18 protein-coding genes are annotated in these 17,725 nt (G+C 57.4%); 5 read left to right on the forward strand and 13 right to left on the reverse strand.

The annotated features are described in order from the left end of the window. Positions 1-9: 9 nt before the first annotated feature. Positions 10-993, reverse strand: coding sequence for an ABC transporter substrate-binding protein (locus tag N879_RS14100; RefSeq protein WP_021447152.1), 984 nt, complete (start codon positions 991-993; stop codon positions 10-12). Positions 994-1,113: 120 nt separating this feature from the next. On the opposite strand from N879_RS14100, the gene N879_RS14105 reads away from it, so the two are divergent. After that, a complete protein-coding gene (locus tag N879_RS14105; RefSeq protein WP_009461478.1) occupies positions 1,114-1,995 on the forward strand; it encodes a LysR family transcriptional regulator in 882 nt (293 codons plus the stop codon). A gap of 28 nt (positions 1,996-2,023) precedes the next feature. On the opposite strand, the gene N879_RS14110 is transcribed toward N879_RS14105, so the two are convergent. Next, positions 2,024-2,950: a DMT family transporter gene (locus tag N879_RS14110; protein ID WP_009461476.1), complete on the reverse strand. Its 927-nt coding sequence runs from the start codon at positions 2,948-2,950 to the stop codon at positions 2,024-2,026. 207 nt (positions 2,951-3,157) lie between these two features. Between N879_RS14110 and N879_RS14115 the strand changes: the two genes are divergently transcribed. Genes N879_RS14115 through N879_RS14125 form a run of 3 tightly spaced genes read left to right on the forward strand, consistent with a single transcriptional unit; the run spans position 3,158 to position 5,677 of the window. Continuing rightward, positions 3,158-3,886, forward strand: a complete 729-nt coding sequence (locus N879_RS14115; protein WP_009461474.1) for a GntR family transcriptional regulator — start codon at positions 3,158-3,160, stop codon at positions 3,884-3,886. 49 nt (positions 3,887-3,935) lie between these two features. Further along, positions 3,936-4,904, forward strand: coding sequence for a Bug family tripartite tricarboxylate transporter substrate binding protein (locus N879_RS14120; protein ID WP_009461472.1), 969 nt, complete (start codon positions 3,936-3,938; stop codon positions 4,902-4,904). Positions 4,905-4,921: 17 nt separating this feature from the next. Then, positions 4,922-5,677: an arylmalonate decarboxylase gene (locus N879_RS14125; RefSeq protein WP_009461470.1), complete on the forward strand. Its 756-nt coding sequence runs from the start codon at positions 4,922-4,924 to the stop codon at positions 5,675-5,677. 389 nt (positions 5,678-6,066) lie between these two features. Here the strand turns inward: N879_RS14125 and N879_RS14130 are convergent, their stop codons facing one another. From N879_RS14130 to N879_RS14175, 10 genes are all read right to left on the reverse strand, one after another. Continuing rightward, positions 6,067-6,855 (reverse strand): enoyl-CoA hydratase/isomerase family protein, encoded by a 789-nt coding sequence (locus N879_RS14130; RefSeq protein ID WP_021447154.1) that lies wholly within the window; start codon positions 6,853-6,855, stop codon positions 6,067-6,069. Positions 6,856-6,882: 27 nt separating this feature from the next. Next, entirely contained in the window at positions 6,883-7,650 is a 768-nt protein-coding gene (locus tag N879_RS14135) for a GntR family transcriptional regulator (RefSeq protein WP_009461466.1), read from the reverse strand. Positions 7,651-7,662: 12 nt separating this feature from the next. Further along, entirely contained in the window at positions 7,663-8,463 is an 801-nt protein-coding gene (locus N879_RS14140; RefSeq protein WP_009461464.1) for an alpha/beta fold hydrolase, read from the reverse strand. A gap of 2 nt (positions 8,464-8,465) precedes the next feature. Then, entirely contained in the window at positions 8,466-8,837 is a 372-nt protein-coding gene (locus N879_RS14145) for a hypothetical protein (RefSeq protein ID WP_021447155.1), read from the reverse strand. Next, positions 8,837-10,354 carry a class I adenylate-forming enzyme family protein gene (locus N879_RS14150; protein ID WP_009461460.1) on the reverse strand — a complete coding sequence of 506 codons (1,518 nt, stop codon included), beginning with the start codon at positions 10,352-10,354 and terminating at the stop codon, positions 8,837-8,839. The genes N879_RS14145 and N879_RS14150 overlap by 1 nt, the downstream gene beginning before the upstream one ends. Beyond that, positions 10,347-11,954 carry an ATP-binding cassette domain-containing protein gene (locus N879_RS14155; RefSeq protein ID WP_021447156.1) on the reverse strand — a complete coding sequence of 536 codons (1,608 nt, stop codon included), beginning with the start codon at positions 11,952-11,954 and terminating at the stop codon, positions 10,347-10,349. The genes N879_RS14150 and N879_RS14155 overlap by 8 nt, the downstream gene beginning before the upstream one ends. Next, on the reverse strand, positions 11,951-12,931 hold the full coding sequence (locus tag N879_RS14160; protein ID WP_021447157.1) for a branched-chain amino acid ABC transporter permease: 981 nt from the start codon (positions 12,929-12,931) through the stop codon (positions 11,951-11,953). The genes N879_RS14155 and N879_RS14160 overlap by 4 nt, the downstream gene beginning before the upstream one ends. Then, the gene (locus N879_RS14165; RefSeq protein WP_021447158.1) at positions 12,928-13,773 is read right to left on the reverse strand and encodes a branched-chain amino acid ABC transporter permease; all 846 of its coding nucleotides are present in this window, start codon (positions 13,771-13,773) and stop codon (positions 12,928-12,930) included. The genes N879_RS14160 and N879_RS14165 overlap by 4 nt, the downstream gene beginning before the upstream one ends. 79 nt (positions 13,774-13,852) lie before the next feature. Then, positions 13,853-15,010: an ABC transporter substrate-binding protein gene (locus N879_RS14170; RefSeq protein ID WP_009461449.1), complete on the reverse strand. Its 1,158-nt coding sequence runs from the start codon at positions 15,008-15,010 to the stop codon at positions 13,853-13,855. A gap of 407 nt (positions 15,011-15,417) precedes the next feature. Continuing rightward, complete coding sequence (locus tag N879_RS14175; protein ID WP_082453670.1) at positions 15,418-15,873, reverse strand: GFA family protein; 456 nt, start codon at positions 15,871-15,873, stop codon at positions 15,418-15,420. 238 nt (positions 15,874-16,111) lie between these two features. On the opposite strand from N879_RS14175, the gene N879_RS14180 reads away from it, so the two are divergent. Next, positions 16,112-16,579, forward strand: a complete 468-nt coding sequence (locus N879_RS14180) for a GNAT family N-acetyltransferase (RefSeq protein WP_009461445.1) — start codon at positions 16,112-16,114, stop codon at positions 16,577-16,579. 153 nt (positions 16,580-16,732) lie between these two features. On the opposite strand, the gene N879_RS14185 is transcribed toward N879_RS14180, so the two are convergent. Further along, positions 16,733-17,434, reverse strand: a complete 702-nt coding sequence (locus tag N879_RS14185; RefSeq protein ID WP_009461443.1) for a pseudouridine synthase — start codon at positions 17,432-17,434, stop codon at positions 16,733-16,735. Positions 17,435-17,725 lie beyond the last annotated feature (291 nt).

A 17,725-nucleotide genomic window follows, 5' to 3' on the forward strand; every position in this document is an offset into this window, starting at 1 on the left:
CAGTCCCGCCTAGCGTTGGGAAACCAGTGCACGCCAACGTGCCAGGAAGTCTTCACGATCCGCACCCATACGATCATCATCCAGCGCATGCACACGGATCTGATCCATGGCAGGCAAGCTTGTCAGCGTATTGACGGCAATATCGCTGCGCAAAGGGCGACGGAACGCGCTTTTGAACACCTCTTCCTGCGCAGGGCGGGAGGCAAGGAAGTCATACAGCTTGCGAGCGGATTCGGGATTACGCCCGCCCTTGATCAAGGCCATGCCTTCCGGCGACAGGAAAGTGCCCTCTTTGGGGTAGACCAGGTCAATCGTATCCAGACCACCGGCCACATATTGATAGGCGGCATATTCCATCGTTACCGCAACCGCGAACTCGCCATTGGCAACGCCCTCGTAGGCACCGGAGGTGGTTCCGACCACCACTGCATTGCGCACAACCTTCTCAAACACCTCCTGGCCCATCAAATCCTGCAGGCCATACAAGGCAACATAAGAAGAGCTGCTGCGCTCCGGATCTGGAATCACGATCTTGCCCTTCCAGGCCGGATCAGCCAGATCCGCCCAGCTGTCAGGCGCCTTGAGTTTGCCCAACTGCCGCTCGTTAAGCATCAACACCGTGACATGGGTATTGGTACCCAACCAACGTTGCTCAGCTCCCTGATACTGGGCACCTACAGCACTGGCCTCGGGCGACGAATAGGGCGCCAGGTACTCGGCATACTGCGACAAGGTGGAAAACCCACCGGACCAGAACAAATCGCCCAAGGGTTGCTCTGCTTCGGCCTTGATACGCTGCATCAAGGCACCGGAACCAGCCCGCACCACGGACACCGATATCTCGGGGTGAACCTGACGGAACTGCTCGATCACCGTGTTCACCACATCGATGTTATTGGAGGAGTACAACACCACTTCATCCGCCTTGGCAGCCCCCGTACCCAAGCAGGAAAGCATGAGCAAAGCGGATAGATAAGGGAAACGGTTTTGCATGATTATTTCCTGTAATTTCAATAAAATTGCATGAAAATCATGGTATTTATCTTAGATGACCGTTCTGTTACACCCTACTTCCACCCCCTGCTAACCGTGACCCTATCATGAGTTTTAATCATGCTTGAGAATGTTCCTCTGGTTCCCTTGCGCGTATTTGTCGCGGTGGGCCGACAAGGCAATTTCACCCGAGCGGCCCAAAGCCTGGGGATCACCCAAAGCGCAGTTAGCCGACATATCGCCACCTTGGAAAAAGTCAGCAAACAGGCTCTGTTCATTCGGCGCGGCCCCTATATTGAGCTGACGGCAGCCGGCCTGCAGCTGTATGACACGGTCAAAGATGCCATGGCTACCCTGGAGATGGCCATTCAGCAAATCACCCATCAACAGGATCAGCATGAAAGGCTGCGAGTCCGCACCTCCATGCCCAGCTTTTCAATGACGGTGCTGGTGCCCATGCTTGGCCAGTTCACCGCCCAGCACCATATGCAAATTGATCTGATCACCAATCTGTCGCCACCCCGTCCTAATGAAGAGTTTGATGTGTTGATCAGCCGTGACTTGAGCCTGCCCGACAGCGAAAGCTGGGAGCTCATACGCGAAGAGCTGGTATGCGTGGCAGCACCTGCCTTGATCCAGCAGCACAGCGGGCAGGCCTGGGAACACTGGCCTATGGTGACCGCGCGCTCACGACCGGACATGTTGGGTTTATGGGCTTTGGATCAGGGTATTGAGCCTTCGCGGCTACTGATGAGCGCCACCTACGATCACCTGTTTTTCGCGATTGCCGGGGCCATTGCCGGTTCCGGATTTCTGGTTGTGCCGCGTTTACTGGTGATGGATCATCTACGCGATGGCGTCCTGCGAGAATTCGGCCCTGGCCAGGTGGCCACGGGCGCAAGCTACATGGCCTATGTCAACGCACAATCACCACAGCAAAGTGAGGCCCGCCAGTTTTGCCGATGGTTAAAGAGCAGCTTGCGACAACGCATTGCGCCTTGAGACCGTTCGCATCATTTCGCTGCTTCAATCAGGCTCTGCGACGTCGCAGTTGACTGATCCAGCTATAGGCACTGACCAGGGTAATGCCCATCAACACCAGTAAAGCGCCCATCACAAAACGGGGTTCTATGGCCTCGCCCAGCAGGAAAGCGCCGAATAAAACACCGAACAAAGGGGTTGCGAAGGAAAACACCCCCAGGCGCGACGCCTGATAATTACGCAGCAACCAGAACCAGACCAGAAAACTCAAGAACGCCACCACCACAGACTGGAACACCAGGCTGGCACCCAACAGGCCTGACCAATGAATATCGGTTTGCCCGGTCACGACAGCGGCCACCATCAAAATCACAAAAGCGCTGAATAGCTGATACAGCAAGGCTTCCGAAGGCGGCACAGCAGACAGGCGCGTGCTGCGGATCAGTACGGTGGTAAAGCCCCACAAGGCTCCGGCTGCCAAGGCCATCAAGTCCCCGATCAACATGCGTCCCAGATCAGCCCCGTCCATGCTGGCCGGGCCCAAAAAGGTAATGGCGATACCCGCCACCGCCAGCCCGATCCCTACCCATTGCAAGCGGGCCAGACGCTCGGACGGCAAGAGAATATGCAGGCCCAAAGCCGCAAACACGGGCGCGGTATATAAAAACACCACCACGTGCGCTGCGGAGGTAAAACGCAGGCTCTCACCCAGCAGCAAATACTCCAGCGCAAACAGCAAACCGGCCATCAGCCCCGGCTTCCAGGCCCCTTCGGTGAAGGCCAGCTTGTGCGTGCGCACCAGAACCAGCAAAGCCACCAGCACACAGGCCACACCCGAGCGCAAACCGATCTGAAAAATAGGCGCCATGTCATTGGCCGTGGCCTTGAGCAAAATCTGCTGAAAGCTCCAGATCAGGCACAGGACCAGCATGGCGCCGCTGGCCAACGCATCCAGCGGTTTACGTTCTTCGCTCATGGTTTTTTTATCCGAAAAATAGCGTGCTTTCCCCTATGACCGAACAGGGGCAGAGGGGGGGGCAAAAAATGATTATCCGTGAAATTTTCCCGAATCAAAACGGGGCAAAACTTTCTTTACCCTCGGATAAGCCTTAATTGATATATCAAAAACCCCTCCCTAGAATCATTTAAGCCTAAAAAACAGGAAAAGGCTTGGGAGACAGACATGACGCTTAGCAATACCGACCGGGTACGAATCGAACTGGAGCACCGCATTGCCAGCGGTGATCTGCCGCCGGGCAGCGCCATTGATGAATCCTTGCTGTGCACGTTTTTCCGGGTATCACGCACCCCGGTGCGCGAAGCCTTGCTGCAACTGGCGGCCACCGGGCAAGTGCGCATCGCCCCACGCGCCGGGATTTTTGTCACCCAGCACACCATTGAAGAACTGGAAGAAATGCTGGAAACCCTGGCCTTGCTGGAAGGTGCCTGTACGCAACTGGCGGCCTACCGCATCAGCAATGCCCAGATTCGCGAACTGGAGCGTTTGCAAAAGCGCGGTGCCAAGGCCCTGCAGGACAAAAGCCTGGCTGACTACGCCACGTACAACGCCGAATTGCACGCCCTGATTCACAGCATTGCCGGCAATACCTTCATGGTGCAGCAAATTGAACATCTGCGCCGTCTGACCAACCCTTACCGCCACCGCCATCTGGATCAGGAAAACCGCATGGAGCAGTCCTGGCATGAACATCAGGCACTGACCCAGGCCCTGGCCCAACGTGACGGCCCCAGCGCCATGCAGGCAGCGGCCAGCCATGTGCTGTCCGGGGCCGAATCCCTGCGTCGTGTCGCCCAAGCCCATCCCGAGAAATGGGAGTTCGACAAGCGCGAGCGCTATAGCTGGCTAAACGCCCAGCTCAACCCTTTAGCCGGGTTTTATATGCGGCACTGAATTAATAATTAGCTAAAAAAACTACCACTCATACCGAGGAGACTTTCTCATGTTTGCAAGCCGTTTCACACGGCGTGCGCTGGCTGCGCTCGCCCTGACATTAAGCCCTGTGGCCGCTTTACACGCTGCCGAACCCATTCGCCTTGTCGTGGGTTTTGCCCCTGGCGGCGGGGTCGACACCCTGGCCCGCGTCACCGCTCAGGCGCTAAGCAAGGAGCTAGACCGCACCGTAATTGTGGAAAACAAATCCGGCGCAGGCGGCACCATTTCTGCCGACTACGTATCCAAATCCCAGGCCGATGGCAACACGCTACTGTTTGCCGATACCTCCTTGCTGGTCGCCCCGTATATTTACCCGGCTCTGCGCTACGACTTGCAGCGTGACTTCGCCCCTATCGGTATGGTGGGCCAGTCTGATCTGGCGCTGGCCGTTCCGGGCGACAGCCCTGTCAAAACCGTGGCCGAATTGATCGAGGCCATTCGCAAAGCGCCCCCTCAAACAGAAACCTTCGCCTCGGTGGGCGTAGGCTCGGTGCACCATCTGGGTGGTGAACTGTTCGCCTTGCAGACCAAAACCGAACTGGTGCACGTTCCTTACCGCGGTGGCGCTCCCGCCAGTCAGGCTCTGGCCTCCGGTGAAGTGTCCATGTCCTTTGCCAGCCTGGCTTCCTCGATTGGCCTGGCCAACTCCGGCCGCATTCGTCTGCTGGCCACCTTGTCCGAGCGCCGCTTCCCCGGCATGCCCGATCTGCCCAGCGTCTCGGAAACCATTCCTGGCTATAGCGTGACACCGTCACTGTTCATGCTGGCCCCACAAAACGTGGACCCGGCCTTGATCGCCACCGTCAGCAAGGCCTTGGAAAACAGCATGCAGCAAAAGCAAGTACAGGATGCCTTTCTGGCCCAAGGTTCGGTAGCCGGTTATCAAGATGCCCAGGCCACCGAAAAATGGCTGGGTGAAGAAACAGAACGCTGGGCCAATGTCATCAAGACCGCCCAACTCGACTTTAAACAATGAAACAAGCAGCTACTGTTATGACGACTGACAACTCTGGCGCCCAGCGCCCCGTACTTGGCCTGATCGTGCCGCCAGCCGCCGGTCTGGTGCCTCCGGAAGGTCCGGAAATGTACCCGGAAATCGATTTCATCGCCCAAGGTCTGGCGCTCAGTTCGGTGGACAAGGAAGGCTATGACCAGGTTATTGACCAGGTGGTGGAAGCAGCCCAGAAACTGGCTGCCCGTGGCGCCCAGGCCGTGTCCTTGATGGGAACATCGCTGAGCTTTTACCGTGGCTCGGACTTTAACGAAGAACTGGTGGCCCGCCTGCATGAATCCACCGGCTTGCCATGCTCCACCATGAGCCATGCCATCTTGCGCGGTCTGCGTGTCAGCGGCATCGAACGGGTAGCGGTGGCCTCGTCCTATATTGATGACGTAAACCAGCGCCTGGTCCGATTTCTGGGCCAGAACCAGATCCAGGCCGTCTGCGCTTATGGACTAGGCGTTAACGACGTCACGGCCATGTCGAAAATCAGCACGCAGGAGCTGGTAGACCTGTGTCTGAAGACGTGGGACATCGCCCAAGAGCAGGCCCCCGGTCAGGCACAAGGTTTGCTGCTGTCTTGCGGAGGCCTGGTATCGCTGGAAGCCGTACGTCAGGTCGAGGACAAACTGGGCGTCACTGTCGTGTCCAGCTCGCCTGCTGGCTTCTGGGATCTGGTGGCGACAGCTGGCCTGGATTTATTTCCGCAAGGGATGGGACGACTGGCACAAGAGCGTCAAACCGCCTGATACCTCGATGTAGATAGCCCCTTGTCCGCAAACGCGGATAGGGGCACGTAACACACTATTTGCGCACAGTAACGCCACGCAGATTGTGCCGCCCCACAGGCCGACGTGACCTGTTTGGCATCAAAACAAGGCAAAGGGCTGTCTCACCAAGGCTCGGGCTGGGCCACGTCCAGCTTATGTTGCTCATCATACGTAGTCATGCCCCCCCAAAGGTTGGAGCAGTCTCCAACTTCTGGGTTGCAAGCCAAGCTGGGTGTGGGACTTATTGTTCAGACCTCTGCAACATCAAAAGCGATGCGCCCGCAGCGCACTCAAGCGCGGTCCGACAAAATACCTTCTCCCGCCCTGGTCGCCGGTCCGCTGACCGCCCCCAAGCAGAGCCGTTTTATCTAGGCTCGACCAGCGGACAAAAAACCCGCACGCGCCTGGGCTCCTTCTACACTGTCGCGACACACCAGCGCCTGATCGGCATCCATATAAATGCCCAGACGGTTCATGGCATTGGCGACCTGATTCACCGACTCCTTGGTCATGCGGATAATCGCCGCAGGCGACTCCGAAGCCCGCTTGGCCAAAGACTGTGCCACCGCCACGGCCTGACCGGGTTCGCAGACCTCATCCAGCAGACCCCAGTCCAGCGCCTGTTCAGCACCGAAGCGTTCGGCCAGCAAGATGGCACGTTTAGTACGAGCGGCACCCAGCATGTTCACCATGCGTGGAATGGCGCCCCAGCCCATGTTCAGGCCCACCTTGGCTTCAGGTAAATACAAAAAGGATGACTGCGATGCCACACGCCAATCACACGCCAGCGCCAGAGCAACCGAACCACCCACGGCGGCGCCTTCAATGGCGGCAATGGTCAGCTGTGGCAGTTCTTCCCACAAACGGCACAAACGCGCACCACGCTGGGCCACATCACGGCGTTCCAGCAAGCCTGCCTGCTCGTCGTTCCACTTTTGCGGGTCTTTCAGATCAATCCCGGCCGAGAAAATATCCTTGGCCCCGGTCAGCACCACGGTGTGAATCTCCAGCGACAAGGCCAGATCCTGCGCCACCTGCGTCAAGGCCAGCAAGGTGTCCTGATCAATAGCATTACGGTTCACGCCGCGATCAAAGCGCACCAGCGCATGGTCGCCCGTCACCTTGACCGTCACACTACGGCCATATTTGCGTTTCATGAATGTCTCCCCAAAGGTTCGGAAAAATCAGCTCTGCGAGCGATGGCTCCCATCACTGCGCGACAAGCGCGTGACGTAGCGGAATTCATAAGGTGGGTAAAAGCTGACGGCCACTTCCATGACCTTGCCCGCCAGATTGCGGAAGGTACGGATAATCAGCAGCGCCGGATCGGAGTCCTCGTAGCCCAGAAAGCGCGCGACATGCGGGGGAAAGCGCGAGGCGGAGATTTCCATCTCGATGGTTTCCACCACTTCGCCACAGTGCTCCTCCAACAGCGGATACACACCACCGGGCTGGGTGGAAATCAGGTCAGCTACCGCCTGGTATTCCTTGCGCAGATAAATATCTGTCCAGGAAATGCCGCGCTTGCTGCCCGGCACACTGCGGTAGGTTTCCACCTTCACCCAATCTGCCGGCTCACCGTCCAGCGCGGTTTCAGGTGGCTGCTTATCCACACAAACCGCCTTTTTATGCACGTGCAAATCGGTAAATTCCAGATAGCGCTGCAACTGGTCCGTGGTATCCAGCGCCAGACCAAACTGCGGCTTGGGATGCTGACGTATTACTGTGGTACCGGCACGGCGACGCCGCTCGATCAAACCCAGATCAGTCAGCTTGCGTATGGCTTCACGCGCCGTGTGCCGACCGACCCCGTACATCTCGCACAGCTCCATCTCGGTGGGCAGCTTGGAACCGACGGGGTAATGGCCCGAACGGATCAGCTCCAACAAGCGATCGCTCATGTTCTGATACAGGGTTGGCTTGGCGCTGGACTGGGATTCGGTGTTTGCCATACGGTTTTCAGCTTAAAGAGACAGGCGGCGCATCGCAGCCAGGGTGTCGCGGGTGAACTGCTCAGGACATTCACTTTGGGGAAAATGCCCGATGCCCGGCCATTCTATATATTCCACCGGAACTTTGCCTTCTCGCAGCAGGCGTTCGACCTCTCTGGCGGACTCTGGCGGCACGGACCAGTCCTCGCTGCCTTCCACAATCACCACCGGGCAGCGGATATCGTCCAGAATCTGTTCCATGCGAAAACCACCAAAAGCGCAGATATCCGCAAAGGCCACCGCCGGAATGCAACGACGGGCATCCGTCACCACTTCCAGCGCACGGGCCGGGTCGGACAGGGTGCCCATCAAGGTGCGAAAGGTCACTTCAAACCAGTCGCCCGGATTGATACGCGCCATCTCCAGAATGCGCGGGTTATAGCCGGAAGATTTCACTACGTTCACCGAAGCGCCATCGACCAGCACCAGGCCACGAATACGCTCGGGCGCCATGGCAGCGGCCTGGGCGACAACACCCCCGCCCATGGAGTGTCCCATCAAGACCGGATTCTGGATACCTGCCGCATCCAGAAATTGCAGCAGATACTGAGCGTTTTGCGGGGTGGCGGTATGAGGTCCACCCAATGGCATGCCGCTCTTGCCGTGACCGGGCAAATCCAGGGCATACACCGTATAAAAGGGCGCAAAGTGGTCCAGCACATATTGCCAGGACAGACTGTCCTGACTGGCGCCGTGCACCATCACCAAGGCCGGACCGGAACCGGCCAGATCGTAATAGGCGCGGATACCATCCGCAGTTGTCACATAAGGCATGCTCAGACCTCCAGCTCGCCCGTCAGACGGGTCAGGGCGTACAACAACATCCAGTTCTGCACACAGGCGCGCAAATCGCCTCCCACAACCAGACGGTGCTGGCGCACCAAGCGGTTAAATGGAAAGCCTTGGGCCAGATCCGCAAAAGCAGCACTATCGCCTTCCAGCCAGAACGGCACCTCGCGCGGGCCGGTGCCCGCCTGCACATCCTGTTCGGACACGGCCAGCCAACTATGCTCGCCGGTGTCGGTATTGCGCAGCGCCACGCAAACATCGGCCAGAACACTGTGCTGCCGTACAAAATCATCGGCGCGGGCGCGCTTGGCCCAGGCAGCCAGCACAGCAGGGTCAAACAGAGATAAAGACGTCAGCATCAGACATACCTTTGTCGAAGAAGGAACTTCTGCACTTTGCCCGAAGAGGACTGGGGCAGGGAATCCACAATAAAGATGCGTTTGGGTACTTTAAAGCCGGACAATTTTTCCCGGCAAAACTCGCGCAAGACTTCCACATCCGGCTCACGGCCATTGGCAGGCACAATCGCAGCAACCAGCTCTTCGCCCGAATACTCGTGGGGCAGGCCAAAGGCGGCGGCCTCGCGCACATCGGTGTGGCTGGCCAGACAGTTTTCCACTTCCAGCGCGGCCACGTTTTCGCCGCCCGTCTTGATCATATCTTTGCTGCGGCCCATGAAATAGGCAAAGCCTTCATCGTCCACCCGAATCAAATCGCCCGTGTGCAGCCAGCCATCGGCATCCAGCACCTGGGCAGTCAGCTCGGGCTGTCGCCAATAGCCTTTGAACACGGTCGGGCCACGCACCTGCATTTCGCCCGGCCCGCGCTGATCGGGCAGCACCTTGCCGTCGGCATCAACCAGTCGATACTGCACATGCCGCCACAGGTAACCGATGGAACCGGGATGCTCCAGAATCTCCTGCGTGTAGCGATTCTTGATGGTGGTGACACAGCTTTCCGTCATGCCAAAGCCCCAGCTGAATTCAGCATTGGGAAACACGGTGCGGATCAAATCCTGACGCCACTGGCCCAAAGGCGCAGCCGCAGTTTGCACAAACTGGGCACCGGGCAAGGACAGCTCTTTAAACTCAGGGTGATCGGTCAAGCCCACCCACATGGCCGACAACAGGAACACATGCGTAGGCTGGTACAGACGCAGTGCGTCCATGACGGCGTCGGCCTCAAAACGCGGAACCACATGCAAGCTGCCACCGGCATACAGAATGGGGCCATTCACCACTCCGAAGCCGCCAATGTGAAACAAGGGTGTCGCCAGCAAGGAGCGGCTGTTGGCATCAATGCCCAGCTCCATGATGTAGTTCACCGCATTGGCCGACAGATTGCCGTGTGTCAGCATGGCTCCCTTGGGGGCCGAGGTCGTACCCGAGGTGTACATGATGATGGCTACATCTTCATCCCCCACACGGCCAAAGCGGTGCTGCACCGGATCATCCGCACGGTGATCGGGCAAGGACTCAGGCAAATGCTCCAGCCACTGCACGGCGCTGTTCAAGCCGCCTTCAGACTCGATCTGCTCGCGCAAGGGACGGTAGGCCGGGTCCACAATGCACACGGTAGGCTGGGCATCATCCAGCAAGTAACGCAGTTCGGCGGCGCCGTAACGGGTGTTCACCGGCACCAGAGAAAAACCGCCTACGGCTGTGGCATGCAGCAAGGCCAGATAATCGATGGAATTGGGCGTCATGATGGCCACCCGATCCCCCGGCTGTACGCCCAAACCTTTCAAATAGGCCGACAAGGCGCGCGCACGGGCGCAGAACTGAGCAAAGGACAAGGCCTGGCGCTCGTCCGAAACCGCTACCTTGTCGGGGTAGCGCTCGGCATTAAACATGGCGACCTGGTAAATATTAGGCATGATGCGAAGCCTCTGCGGCGTGGCCCAGATAGGCTGCTGCAATTTGTGGGTTATTCATGATGTCTTTGCTGTCGCCCGCCAGACTCAAGCGCCCGGTTTCCAGCACAACGGCGTGATTCGACAACTTCAGCGCCAGGCGAGCGTTCTGCTCCACCAGCACAATTGTGGTGCCGTCCTGGCTGATCTGACGAATCGCACGGGCCACTTCCAAGGTGACCGCCGGGGCCAGACCCAGGGAGGGTTCATCCAGCAAGAGCAGGCGGGGCCGGGACATCAGGGCTCGGCCAATCGCACACATTTGCTGCTCGCCACCCGAGAGGTGGCGACCCTGGCTTTGCTCGCGCTCCAGCAGACGCGGGAAGTAGCCATAAATACGTTCCAGATCCACCGTAATGTCGACCTGATCGCGACGCAGATAGGCCCCCATCAAGAGGTTCTCGCGTACCGTCAGTTCCGGGAACAGGCGACGGCCTTCAGGAGACAGGGCAATACCCAGATTCACACGGCGTTCTGCACTCAAGTTCTGGATAGGCTGGCCTTCCAGCAGGATTTCTCCCCCAGCAACCGGCACCAGACCGCTAATGGCTTTCATCAGGGTCGATTTACCCGCTCCATTGGCTCCGATCACGGCGCACACACTGGCTTCTTCCACCGCAAAACTGACCTTGTCCAAGGCCCGTACTGCGCCATAGGACACGCTCAAGTCCTTGATTTCCAACATGGGCACAGGCTTGCTGACCTTGGCAGCTCCCTGACCAGTCGTAGAGACCGAAGCCGAGTGTCCCTTCCCGTTTTGCGCAGCGCGGACCTCCACGGCTGGTTCCAGACCAGGTTCCTTATCCAGATCCGCACCCAGATAGGCTTCAATCACCCGCGGGTCCTGACGCACTTGTGCGGTCGGGCCTTCGGCCAGCAAACGACCGTTAACCAGCACCACCAGCTTTTGGCACAGGCGCATCACCAGGCCCATATCGTGCTCGACCACCACCACATCAATGCCACTGGCGTGGATGCGTTCAATCAGGTCGGCCATAGCCACGGTTTCCACCGGGTTCAAACCAGCAGCGGGCTCATCCATTAAAAGAAGGCGGGGCATGGCTGTCAGGGCCATACCCACACCCAAAATCTTCTGTAAACCGTAGGCCAACGAATCGGCCTGCTCATCGGCTACAGACTCCAGGCCAATCAAGGCCAAGGCTTGTTCTGCCTGTCGCGCGGCCTCTTCGCGGCCACGACGCACACCCCAAGGGTTGAACAGCGACCAGGGCGAAGGAAACTGACGGAACAGAGCCGCGCGATACAGGTTTTCAAATACCGTGTGGCCTGCAAATACATGCGTCATCTGGAAGGTACGCACCAGACCCTGGCGCGCCAAGGACGCGGCCGGGCGACCCGTAATCGCGGCACCATCCATGGTGACAGCACCCGCGCTGGGCTTGGTCGTACCGGCAATCAGATTGAACAGCGTGGTTTTACCGGCGCCGTTGGGGCCGATCACGCCGGTAATCTGACCGGGAGCCGTGCTGAAGGACACCTCGTCCACCGCGCGGATCCCACCAAAATGTCGGCTAAGACCCTGAACATTCAATTGCACGCTCATGCTGCCTCCTTGCGCGCGCCGCGCCACTTACGCCACAGACCCGCCAAACCTTGCGGCATGAACAAGAGCAGCAAAATCAAAGTCAGGCCATAGATCAGGCGCTGGTACTGCTGCAAGTCGCGCAGCAACTCGGGCAGGGGGATCAGGATTGCAGCCCCCACCACGGCTCCAGCCAGAGCACCCACACCACCCAGCACATTCATGATGACGGCATTCACCGCTGTCCAGAACCCGAAGGAATCGGGCGAGATATAGCCTTGATAGTGGGCGTACAAGCTGCCCGTCCAACCGGCAATCAAGGCGCTGAGGACAAACACACTGACCCGAAAGCGCAGCACATTCAAACCACCGGAACGCACCAGTTGCTCGTTCTGATGCAGGGAGTCCGCCACCATGCCCCATTCGCGGCGGTACAAGGCCCGCAGCACGAAATACACCACCAAGGCAAAGCTGACCGTCACCAGATAAACCCCGTAACGCCCTTCAGGAATCGGCAAGCTGGCTTGCAGGGCCGGAATCTGGCCAAAGCCGTTATTGCCGCCAAACAGTTCGTGGAACTCGATAAAGCACAGCACCACGGCTTCGCCCAGGGCGAAGGTCAAGAGTGCGAAATGCACACCCTTGATACGCATAAAAATAGGGCCGGTGATCACAGCTAATGCTGCCGTCAGCACTCCGGCGCCCAAAAACGCGGCTGGAAAGGACCAGCCATAATCCCGACTCAAAATGGCCGAGGCATACGCCCCCAGCCCGAACAAGGCGCCATGCGCCAGCGAAAGCTGGCCGATGCGCAAAACCAGATTCATGCTCATAGCCAGACAGGCGTACAGCGACACCATGATGGCCAGATGCAGGGCAAAGCGAGGCTGTCCGGCCCACACGGGCCAGCCCAGCAGCACCGCGACCACAACGGCATGCCAGACCCATTGCAGGGCGCCATCACGCGGATAGAAAGAAGCAGTTTTGATCGCGCTCATGACGATTTCCCCATCAAACCGCTGGGTTTGACCAGCAACACGGCCATCACGATCAGGAAGGACAGCATGGTGGCCACGGTCGCGTTATAGAAGGTGGACGCCACGGCCTCGGTGACACTCAGAATCAGGGCGGCAACCACTGCACCGGGCAAGCTGCCCAGACCACCCAGAACCACAATAATGAAGGCTTTCACCACCACGGCTTCACCCATATAGGGGTGCACGGTGTAGACCGGCGCCATCAGGGCACCCGACAAACCGGCCAGGCCGCAGCTCAAGGCAAAGGTGAAGGCCATGATCTTCCAGGAACTGACGCCTTGCAGACGTGCCACTTCCCGGTCCTGCGCCACCGCACGTATCGTCATGCCGATACGGGTGCGCTCGATCAGAAAATAGAAGGCGGCCAGCGCCAGCACACTCATGCCTACGATCAGCAATTGATCCTTGGCGAAAAAGGCTTGGCCAATTTGCCATGCACCTTCCACCGGACGGCGTACCGATTGCTCGTCCACCGAGAACAGCAGCGAGATCCCCGCCTGCAAGGTAATCGCCAAAGCCAGGGACATGATCATGCCGCCCATCTCGTCGCCCACAAAGCGACGGAACAGGCCACGTTCAGCCAGTAAACCCAGGAACCCCACCAGCACGGCAGCGGCCGCGATAGAGGGCAGGTAGGGCCAGCCAAACTGACCATAAAACACATACATGGCGTAAGCGCCCAGCATGTAGAACTCGCCGTGAGCGAAGTTCACCACCCGCAAGATGCCAAACACCAGCGTGAAACCCAGGGCTACCAGGGCGTACACGAACGTGGACATCAGGGCGATGATGGCGATTTGCATTGCGATCTGCATAATTGCTAACCGTATCAAGGTGCACTCCACCGCCGTGGCGGAGTGCGTACTGAAACAAAACCGGTAATTAGCGGGCGTCGAACTTGTTGATGACCTTGGCCTTGCCGCCCTCGATCACACCCAGGTAGGCCGGGGTGGCGATCTGGTGGTTCACTCCATAGACATCCTTGCCGCCCCACACAATCGCGCCTTGAATACCATCAAAGCTGCTATTGGCTTCAATGCGGGCACGCACGGCATCGGTATCGTCCACGGTGCCAGCTTCGTTAATGGCCTTGAACAGCAGGCGGGTGGCATCGTAGAAGTAGAAAACGAAGTCATCCATGCTGTTGCTGTGGACCTTGGCGTAAGCCTGGCTCAGCTTCTGGTACGGTTCGCTGGACGGATCGGCAGACAAATACACCAAGGTTCCTTCCGCATTGTCCGCACCGGCAGACTTCACGGTTTCAGCCACGTTATTGCCACCAAACTTGGTGAACTGGCCTTTGAAGCCCATTTCACGTGCCTGACGTATCACGATCCCGGCCGGGCCAGGTGGCACGGTGTCCAGCTCGATGAAGTCCACATTCTTGGCCAGAATGCTGGTCAGCAAGGTGCGGAAATCGTTTTGCGAGCGCTCGAAGAACTTGGTTTCAGCCACGTCGTAACCGGCGTCCTTGTATGCAGCGGTCTGGATCTTTTGCGTGCTCCAGCCGGTGGCATCGTTAGGCGACAGGATCGCCAGACGCTTCAGCTCGGGGCGTTCCTGCTTCAACCAGCCGATCAGCTGACGGTTGTATTCGTACTGCGTAGGCAGCACGCGGAACATGTATTGCGTGTTTGCATCCAGCACTTCGGTCGAGTAGCTGTTGGACAGCATGATGACCTTGTTGCGCTCGGTAATCGGCTTCATGGCCATGACCGAGGCCGAGCCAATAGGACCGATAATGTATTTCACTTCATCCTGATCGATCAGACGGTTGGTGGCGGTTACTGCATCTGCTGCCTTGTAGTGGTCGTCGTAAGTCAGCACTTCAACCTTGTACTTCTTGTCGCCCACTTCCAGGCCACCGGCCTGATTGATTTCATCCACGGCGATTTTCACGCCACCATCAATAGCCAGCCCCCAGGGCGCGCCTGGACCTGTCATGCCTCCTACCACACCCAGCTTGAGCGTTTGAGCCTGCGCGCCCAGCGCGGCCACCATCCCTGCTGCTGCCAGTACACCCCGTATCCCGTTTTTCATGGACCTGCTCCTATTAATTGACCGGACATAATTGTTTTTTGATACGAACAATATAATAAGGAGCCGATACTTGTCTATGGAAATATGGATTGATAATGACCTTATAACCAGCGCCCACAGGGGAATACGCCTGAATTTAAGGGAAAACACCGACGTGACCTGTCGGTTTATTTGTACGGACTTTAGCCTATGTATTTATATGGAAAAGTCATGGCCTGGGCATGTATTTAGCTGGATAGTGAGGCAAAGCCCTGACCAGCGGGGACCCTGAGTACGCGCGTACTGAAATGGTGGGATTCTTGAAGCTGGCGGAGGCTTCGTATTTCTTGCGTAGGCAGCAGATGGATTTGCCTGCGGCCTGAAAGACCTATGCCGCGACGAAACACCCGCACATGTAGGGGGGGTAATCAGCCTTCGGGCAGGTCCGGGTTGGCCTCATAGCGCAACCACCCTGCGATCAGGCTGCCACCGCCCGGACGATCCTTAGGGTGACTGCACCCTTCATTGACAGGCACCTCTGCAAAATCAAAAGGACTCATACCTTCAATGCAGGCCACATTGACACCGTATTGCTCAGGATTTGAGCGACGCTGATGAAAGGTGTAAATGCCGCAATGCGAACAGAAAAAATGCTTGGCCTGCGCTGTGTTGAATTGATAAAGCGTCAGCGCATCCTGGCCTTGCTCGACCTGAATATCCGCCAAATCAGCCGATACCGCCACGGCACCGCGCATGCGGCAATACGAGCAATTACAACGGCGTGCGGAACGTAATCCATCACTTAACTTCACCGCAAAACGGACCGTACCGCAATGGCAGGCGGCCTTGTAAACAAGACGGGCATCGGTCGTGCTTTCAGTCATGGTCAACTTCACGCCAAGTAGATTCGTACAAAACAAGCAACATGCTAAAGCACCGCTTTAAAGATGGCTGCAAAGACCAGGCTGTCAAACGCCAGCCCAAAGGCAAGCAGTACAGGGGCAACATTGATTATCCTTGATCCCTGCGGGGTCATCCATGACCATAAGATTTGCCTCTCTTTCCTGGCCGACCTAGCATTGAGACACGCCTGTCTTTTACTACTTCTCAAGAGCCCGAACCATGCCTCAAATACGCCCCGCCCAACTTGCTGACATTGGCGCCATCGGAGATGTGTACGCCGAGCTGTTTGCCCATATGCATACGCTGCAGCCAGGCTACTACCTGCAGGCACGGCAAGACGAAGGCTTCATCCAGACCATGATCGAGTCGGATCAAACCGCCTTGTTTGTGGCGGACAAGGACAGCCAGATTCTGGGCTTCATCATTGTTCAGCAGCAAAAGACACCGCCGTACAACTGCATCACACCGCATGACTTTGCCTACATCATTGATCTTGTCGTGACGAAATCAGCACGGGGAATGGGAGTGGGCAAACAGCTGATGCAGGCGGCCCAGGAATGGTCGCAGGTGCGCAAGCTGGACTATATCGAGCTGGGTGTCCTGAGCAATAATCTGGGGGCCATTGCACTGTATGAACAGCTGGGCTTTGAGCACAGCACCAGCATCATGCGCAAGACGCTTAAGTAAGGCAGTGCACCAGCTCCTTTGACGATGGATGCGAGCACAAAAAAGCGCTCAAACAAACGATGTTTGAGCGCTTTTTCATGACTGGCTTCCCAGAGTCAGGACGTCAAGGCCTGGGCCTTTGAATGGTCCCAAGCAGAACCAAGGGCCGGGAGCTTAACCCTCTTCTACAAACTGCTGCACCTCGGCGGGGGTCAAGTAACGCGACTCTCCCGGCTCCAGACTGTCGTCCAAAGAAAGAGAGCCAATACGCTCACGATGCAGGGTTTGAACCAGATTCCCCAGAGAAGCAAACATACGCTTCACCTGATGGTATTTCCCTTCCTGGATGGTTAGCCTTGCGGTACGTTCATCAATGCGTTCCAGCACGGCTGGCAGCGTCGGCTTGTCCTCGCCATTCAACAAGATACCGGCCTTGAACAGTTCTTCTGCATTATCAGGCAAAGGCTCTGCCAAGGTCGCCACGTAGACCTTATCGCATTGATGGCGGGGCGAGATAATACGATGCGTCCACTGGCCATCATCCGTAATCAAAATCAGCCCGGTGGTATCCACATCCAATCGACCGACGGTGTGCAAGCGCTCGCGCTTTTCTACATCGATCAGCATCATCACAGACGGGTAAGCACTATTTTTTAGGCTGCACTCGTAACCGGCGGGCTTGTTGAGCATGATGTAACGCAGGCCAATCAGGGCAAGCGGCTCATCATCCCAGCACACTACATCACCCTCTTGTACAACGTGAGTGCCTTTGGTCACTACCTCGCCATTGACGGTGATTTCTCCGCTTTTAAGCACTTTACGCGCATCTGAGCGACTCAGATCCGTGCTCTCACCAAGAAACTTGTCCAGTCGCATTCCATTTCCAAACAAAGAATTATTGAATAATTTACAGCGTCTTTACGATCGATCAAGAGGCCTTGCAAGGCCGACGTCAGGTGCCACCATCAGATCCCCACGCCTCTTCTTTTAGTTCGTTCTGAAGCAGGGTGTATCACTGCAAGTAGACCACATCAGCTTGATTCCGCACCTTTCCATTCCTGGCGCGTGACGCCATTGCCACCAACCCACCTGGCAATTGATCAGTCAGTGTCTACTGACAAAAATTAATTAAGCCTGCCGAAAGACGCTGAATCTTTAAGACTCAGA

Origin of the sequence: Alcaligenes sp. EGD-AK7 (genome assembly GCF_000465875.3) — a bacterium.
Lineage (GTDB): Bacteria > Pseudomonadota > Gammaproteobacteria > Burkholderiales > Burkholderiaceae_B > Alcaligenes > Alcaligenes phenolicus.

What these genes read in the sequence shown, in the direction of transcription:
- N879_RS14100 (WP_021447152.1), bottom strand. Translation starts at nt 993, where the DNA reads ATGCAAAACCGTTTCCCTTATCTATCCGCTTTGCTCATGCTTTCCTGC.
- N879_RS14105 (WP_009461478.1), top strand. Translation starts at nt 1,114, where the DNA reads ATGCTTGAGAATGTTCCTCTGGTTCCCTTGCGCGTATTTGTCGCGGTG.
- N879_RS14110 (WP_009461476.1), bottom strand. Translation starts at nt 2,950, where the DNA reads ATGAGCGAAGAACGTAAACCGCTGGATGCGTTGGCCAGCGGCGCCATG.
- N879_RS14115 (WP_009461474.1), top strand. Translation starts at nt 3,158, where the DNA reads ATGACGCTTAGCAATACCGACCGGGTACGAATCGAACTGGAGCACCGC.
- N879_RS14120 (WP_009461472.1), top strand. Translation starts at nt 3,936, where the DNA reads ATGTTTGCAAGCCGTTTCACACGGCGTGCGCTGGCTGCGCTCGCCCTG.
- N879_RS14125 (WP_009461470.1), top strand. Translation starts at nt 4,922, where the DNA reads ATGACGACTGACAACTCTGGCGCCCAGCGCCCCGTACTTGGCCTGATC.
- N879_RS14130 (WP_021447154.1), bottom strand. Translation starts at nt 6,855, where the DNA reads ATGAAACGCAAATATGGCCGTAGTGTGACGGTCAAGGTGACGGGCGAC.
- N879_RS14135 (WP_009461466.1), bottom strand. Translation starts at nt 7,650, where the DNA reads ATGGCAAACACCGAATCCCAGTCCAGCGCCAAGCCAACCCTGTATCAG.
- N879_RS14140 (WP_009461464.1), bottom strand. Translation starts at nt 8,463, where the DNA reads ATGCCTTATGTGACAACTGCGGATGGTATCCGCGCCTATTACGATCTG.
- N879_RS14145 (WP_021447155.1), bottom strand. Translation starts at nt 8,837, where the DNA reads ATGCTGACGTCTTTATCTCTGTTTGACCCTGCTGTGCTGGCTGCCTGG.
- N879_RS14150 (WP_009461460.1), bottom strand. Translation starts at nt 10,354, where the DNA reads ATGCCTAATATTTACCAGGTCGCCATGTTTAATGCCGAGCGCTACCCC.
- N879_RS14155 (WP_021447156.1), bottom strand. Translation starts at nt 11,954, where the DNA reads ATGAGCGTGCAATTGAATGTTCAGGGTCTTAGCCGACATTTTGGTGGG.
- N879_RS14160 (WP_021447157.1), bottom strand. Translation starts at nt 12,931, where the DNA reads ATGAGCGCGATCAAAACTGCTTCTTTCTATCCGCGTGATGGCGCCCTG.
- N879_RS14165 (WP_021447158.1), bottom strand. Translation starts at nt 13,773, where the DNA reads ATGCAAATCGCCATCATCGCCCTGATGTCCACGTTCGTGTACGCCCTG.
- N879_RS14170 (WP_009461449.1), bottom strand. Translation starts at nt 15,010, where the DNA reads ATGAAAAACGGGATACGGGGTGTACTGGCAGCAGCAGGGATGGTGGCC.
- N879_RS14175 (WP_082453670.1), bottom strand. Translation starts at nt 15,873, where the DNA reads ATGACTGAAAGCACGACCGATGCCCGTCTTGTTTACAAGGCCGCCTGC.
- N879_RS14180 (WP_009461445.1), top strand. Translation starts at nt 16,112, where the DNA reads ATGCCTCAAATACGCCCCGCCCAACTTGCTGACATTGGCGCCATCGGA.
- N879_RS14185 (WP_009461443.1), bottom strand. Translation starts at nt 17,434, where the DNA reads ATGCGACTGGACAAGTTTCTTGGTGAGAGCACGGATCTGAGTCGCTCA.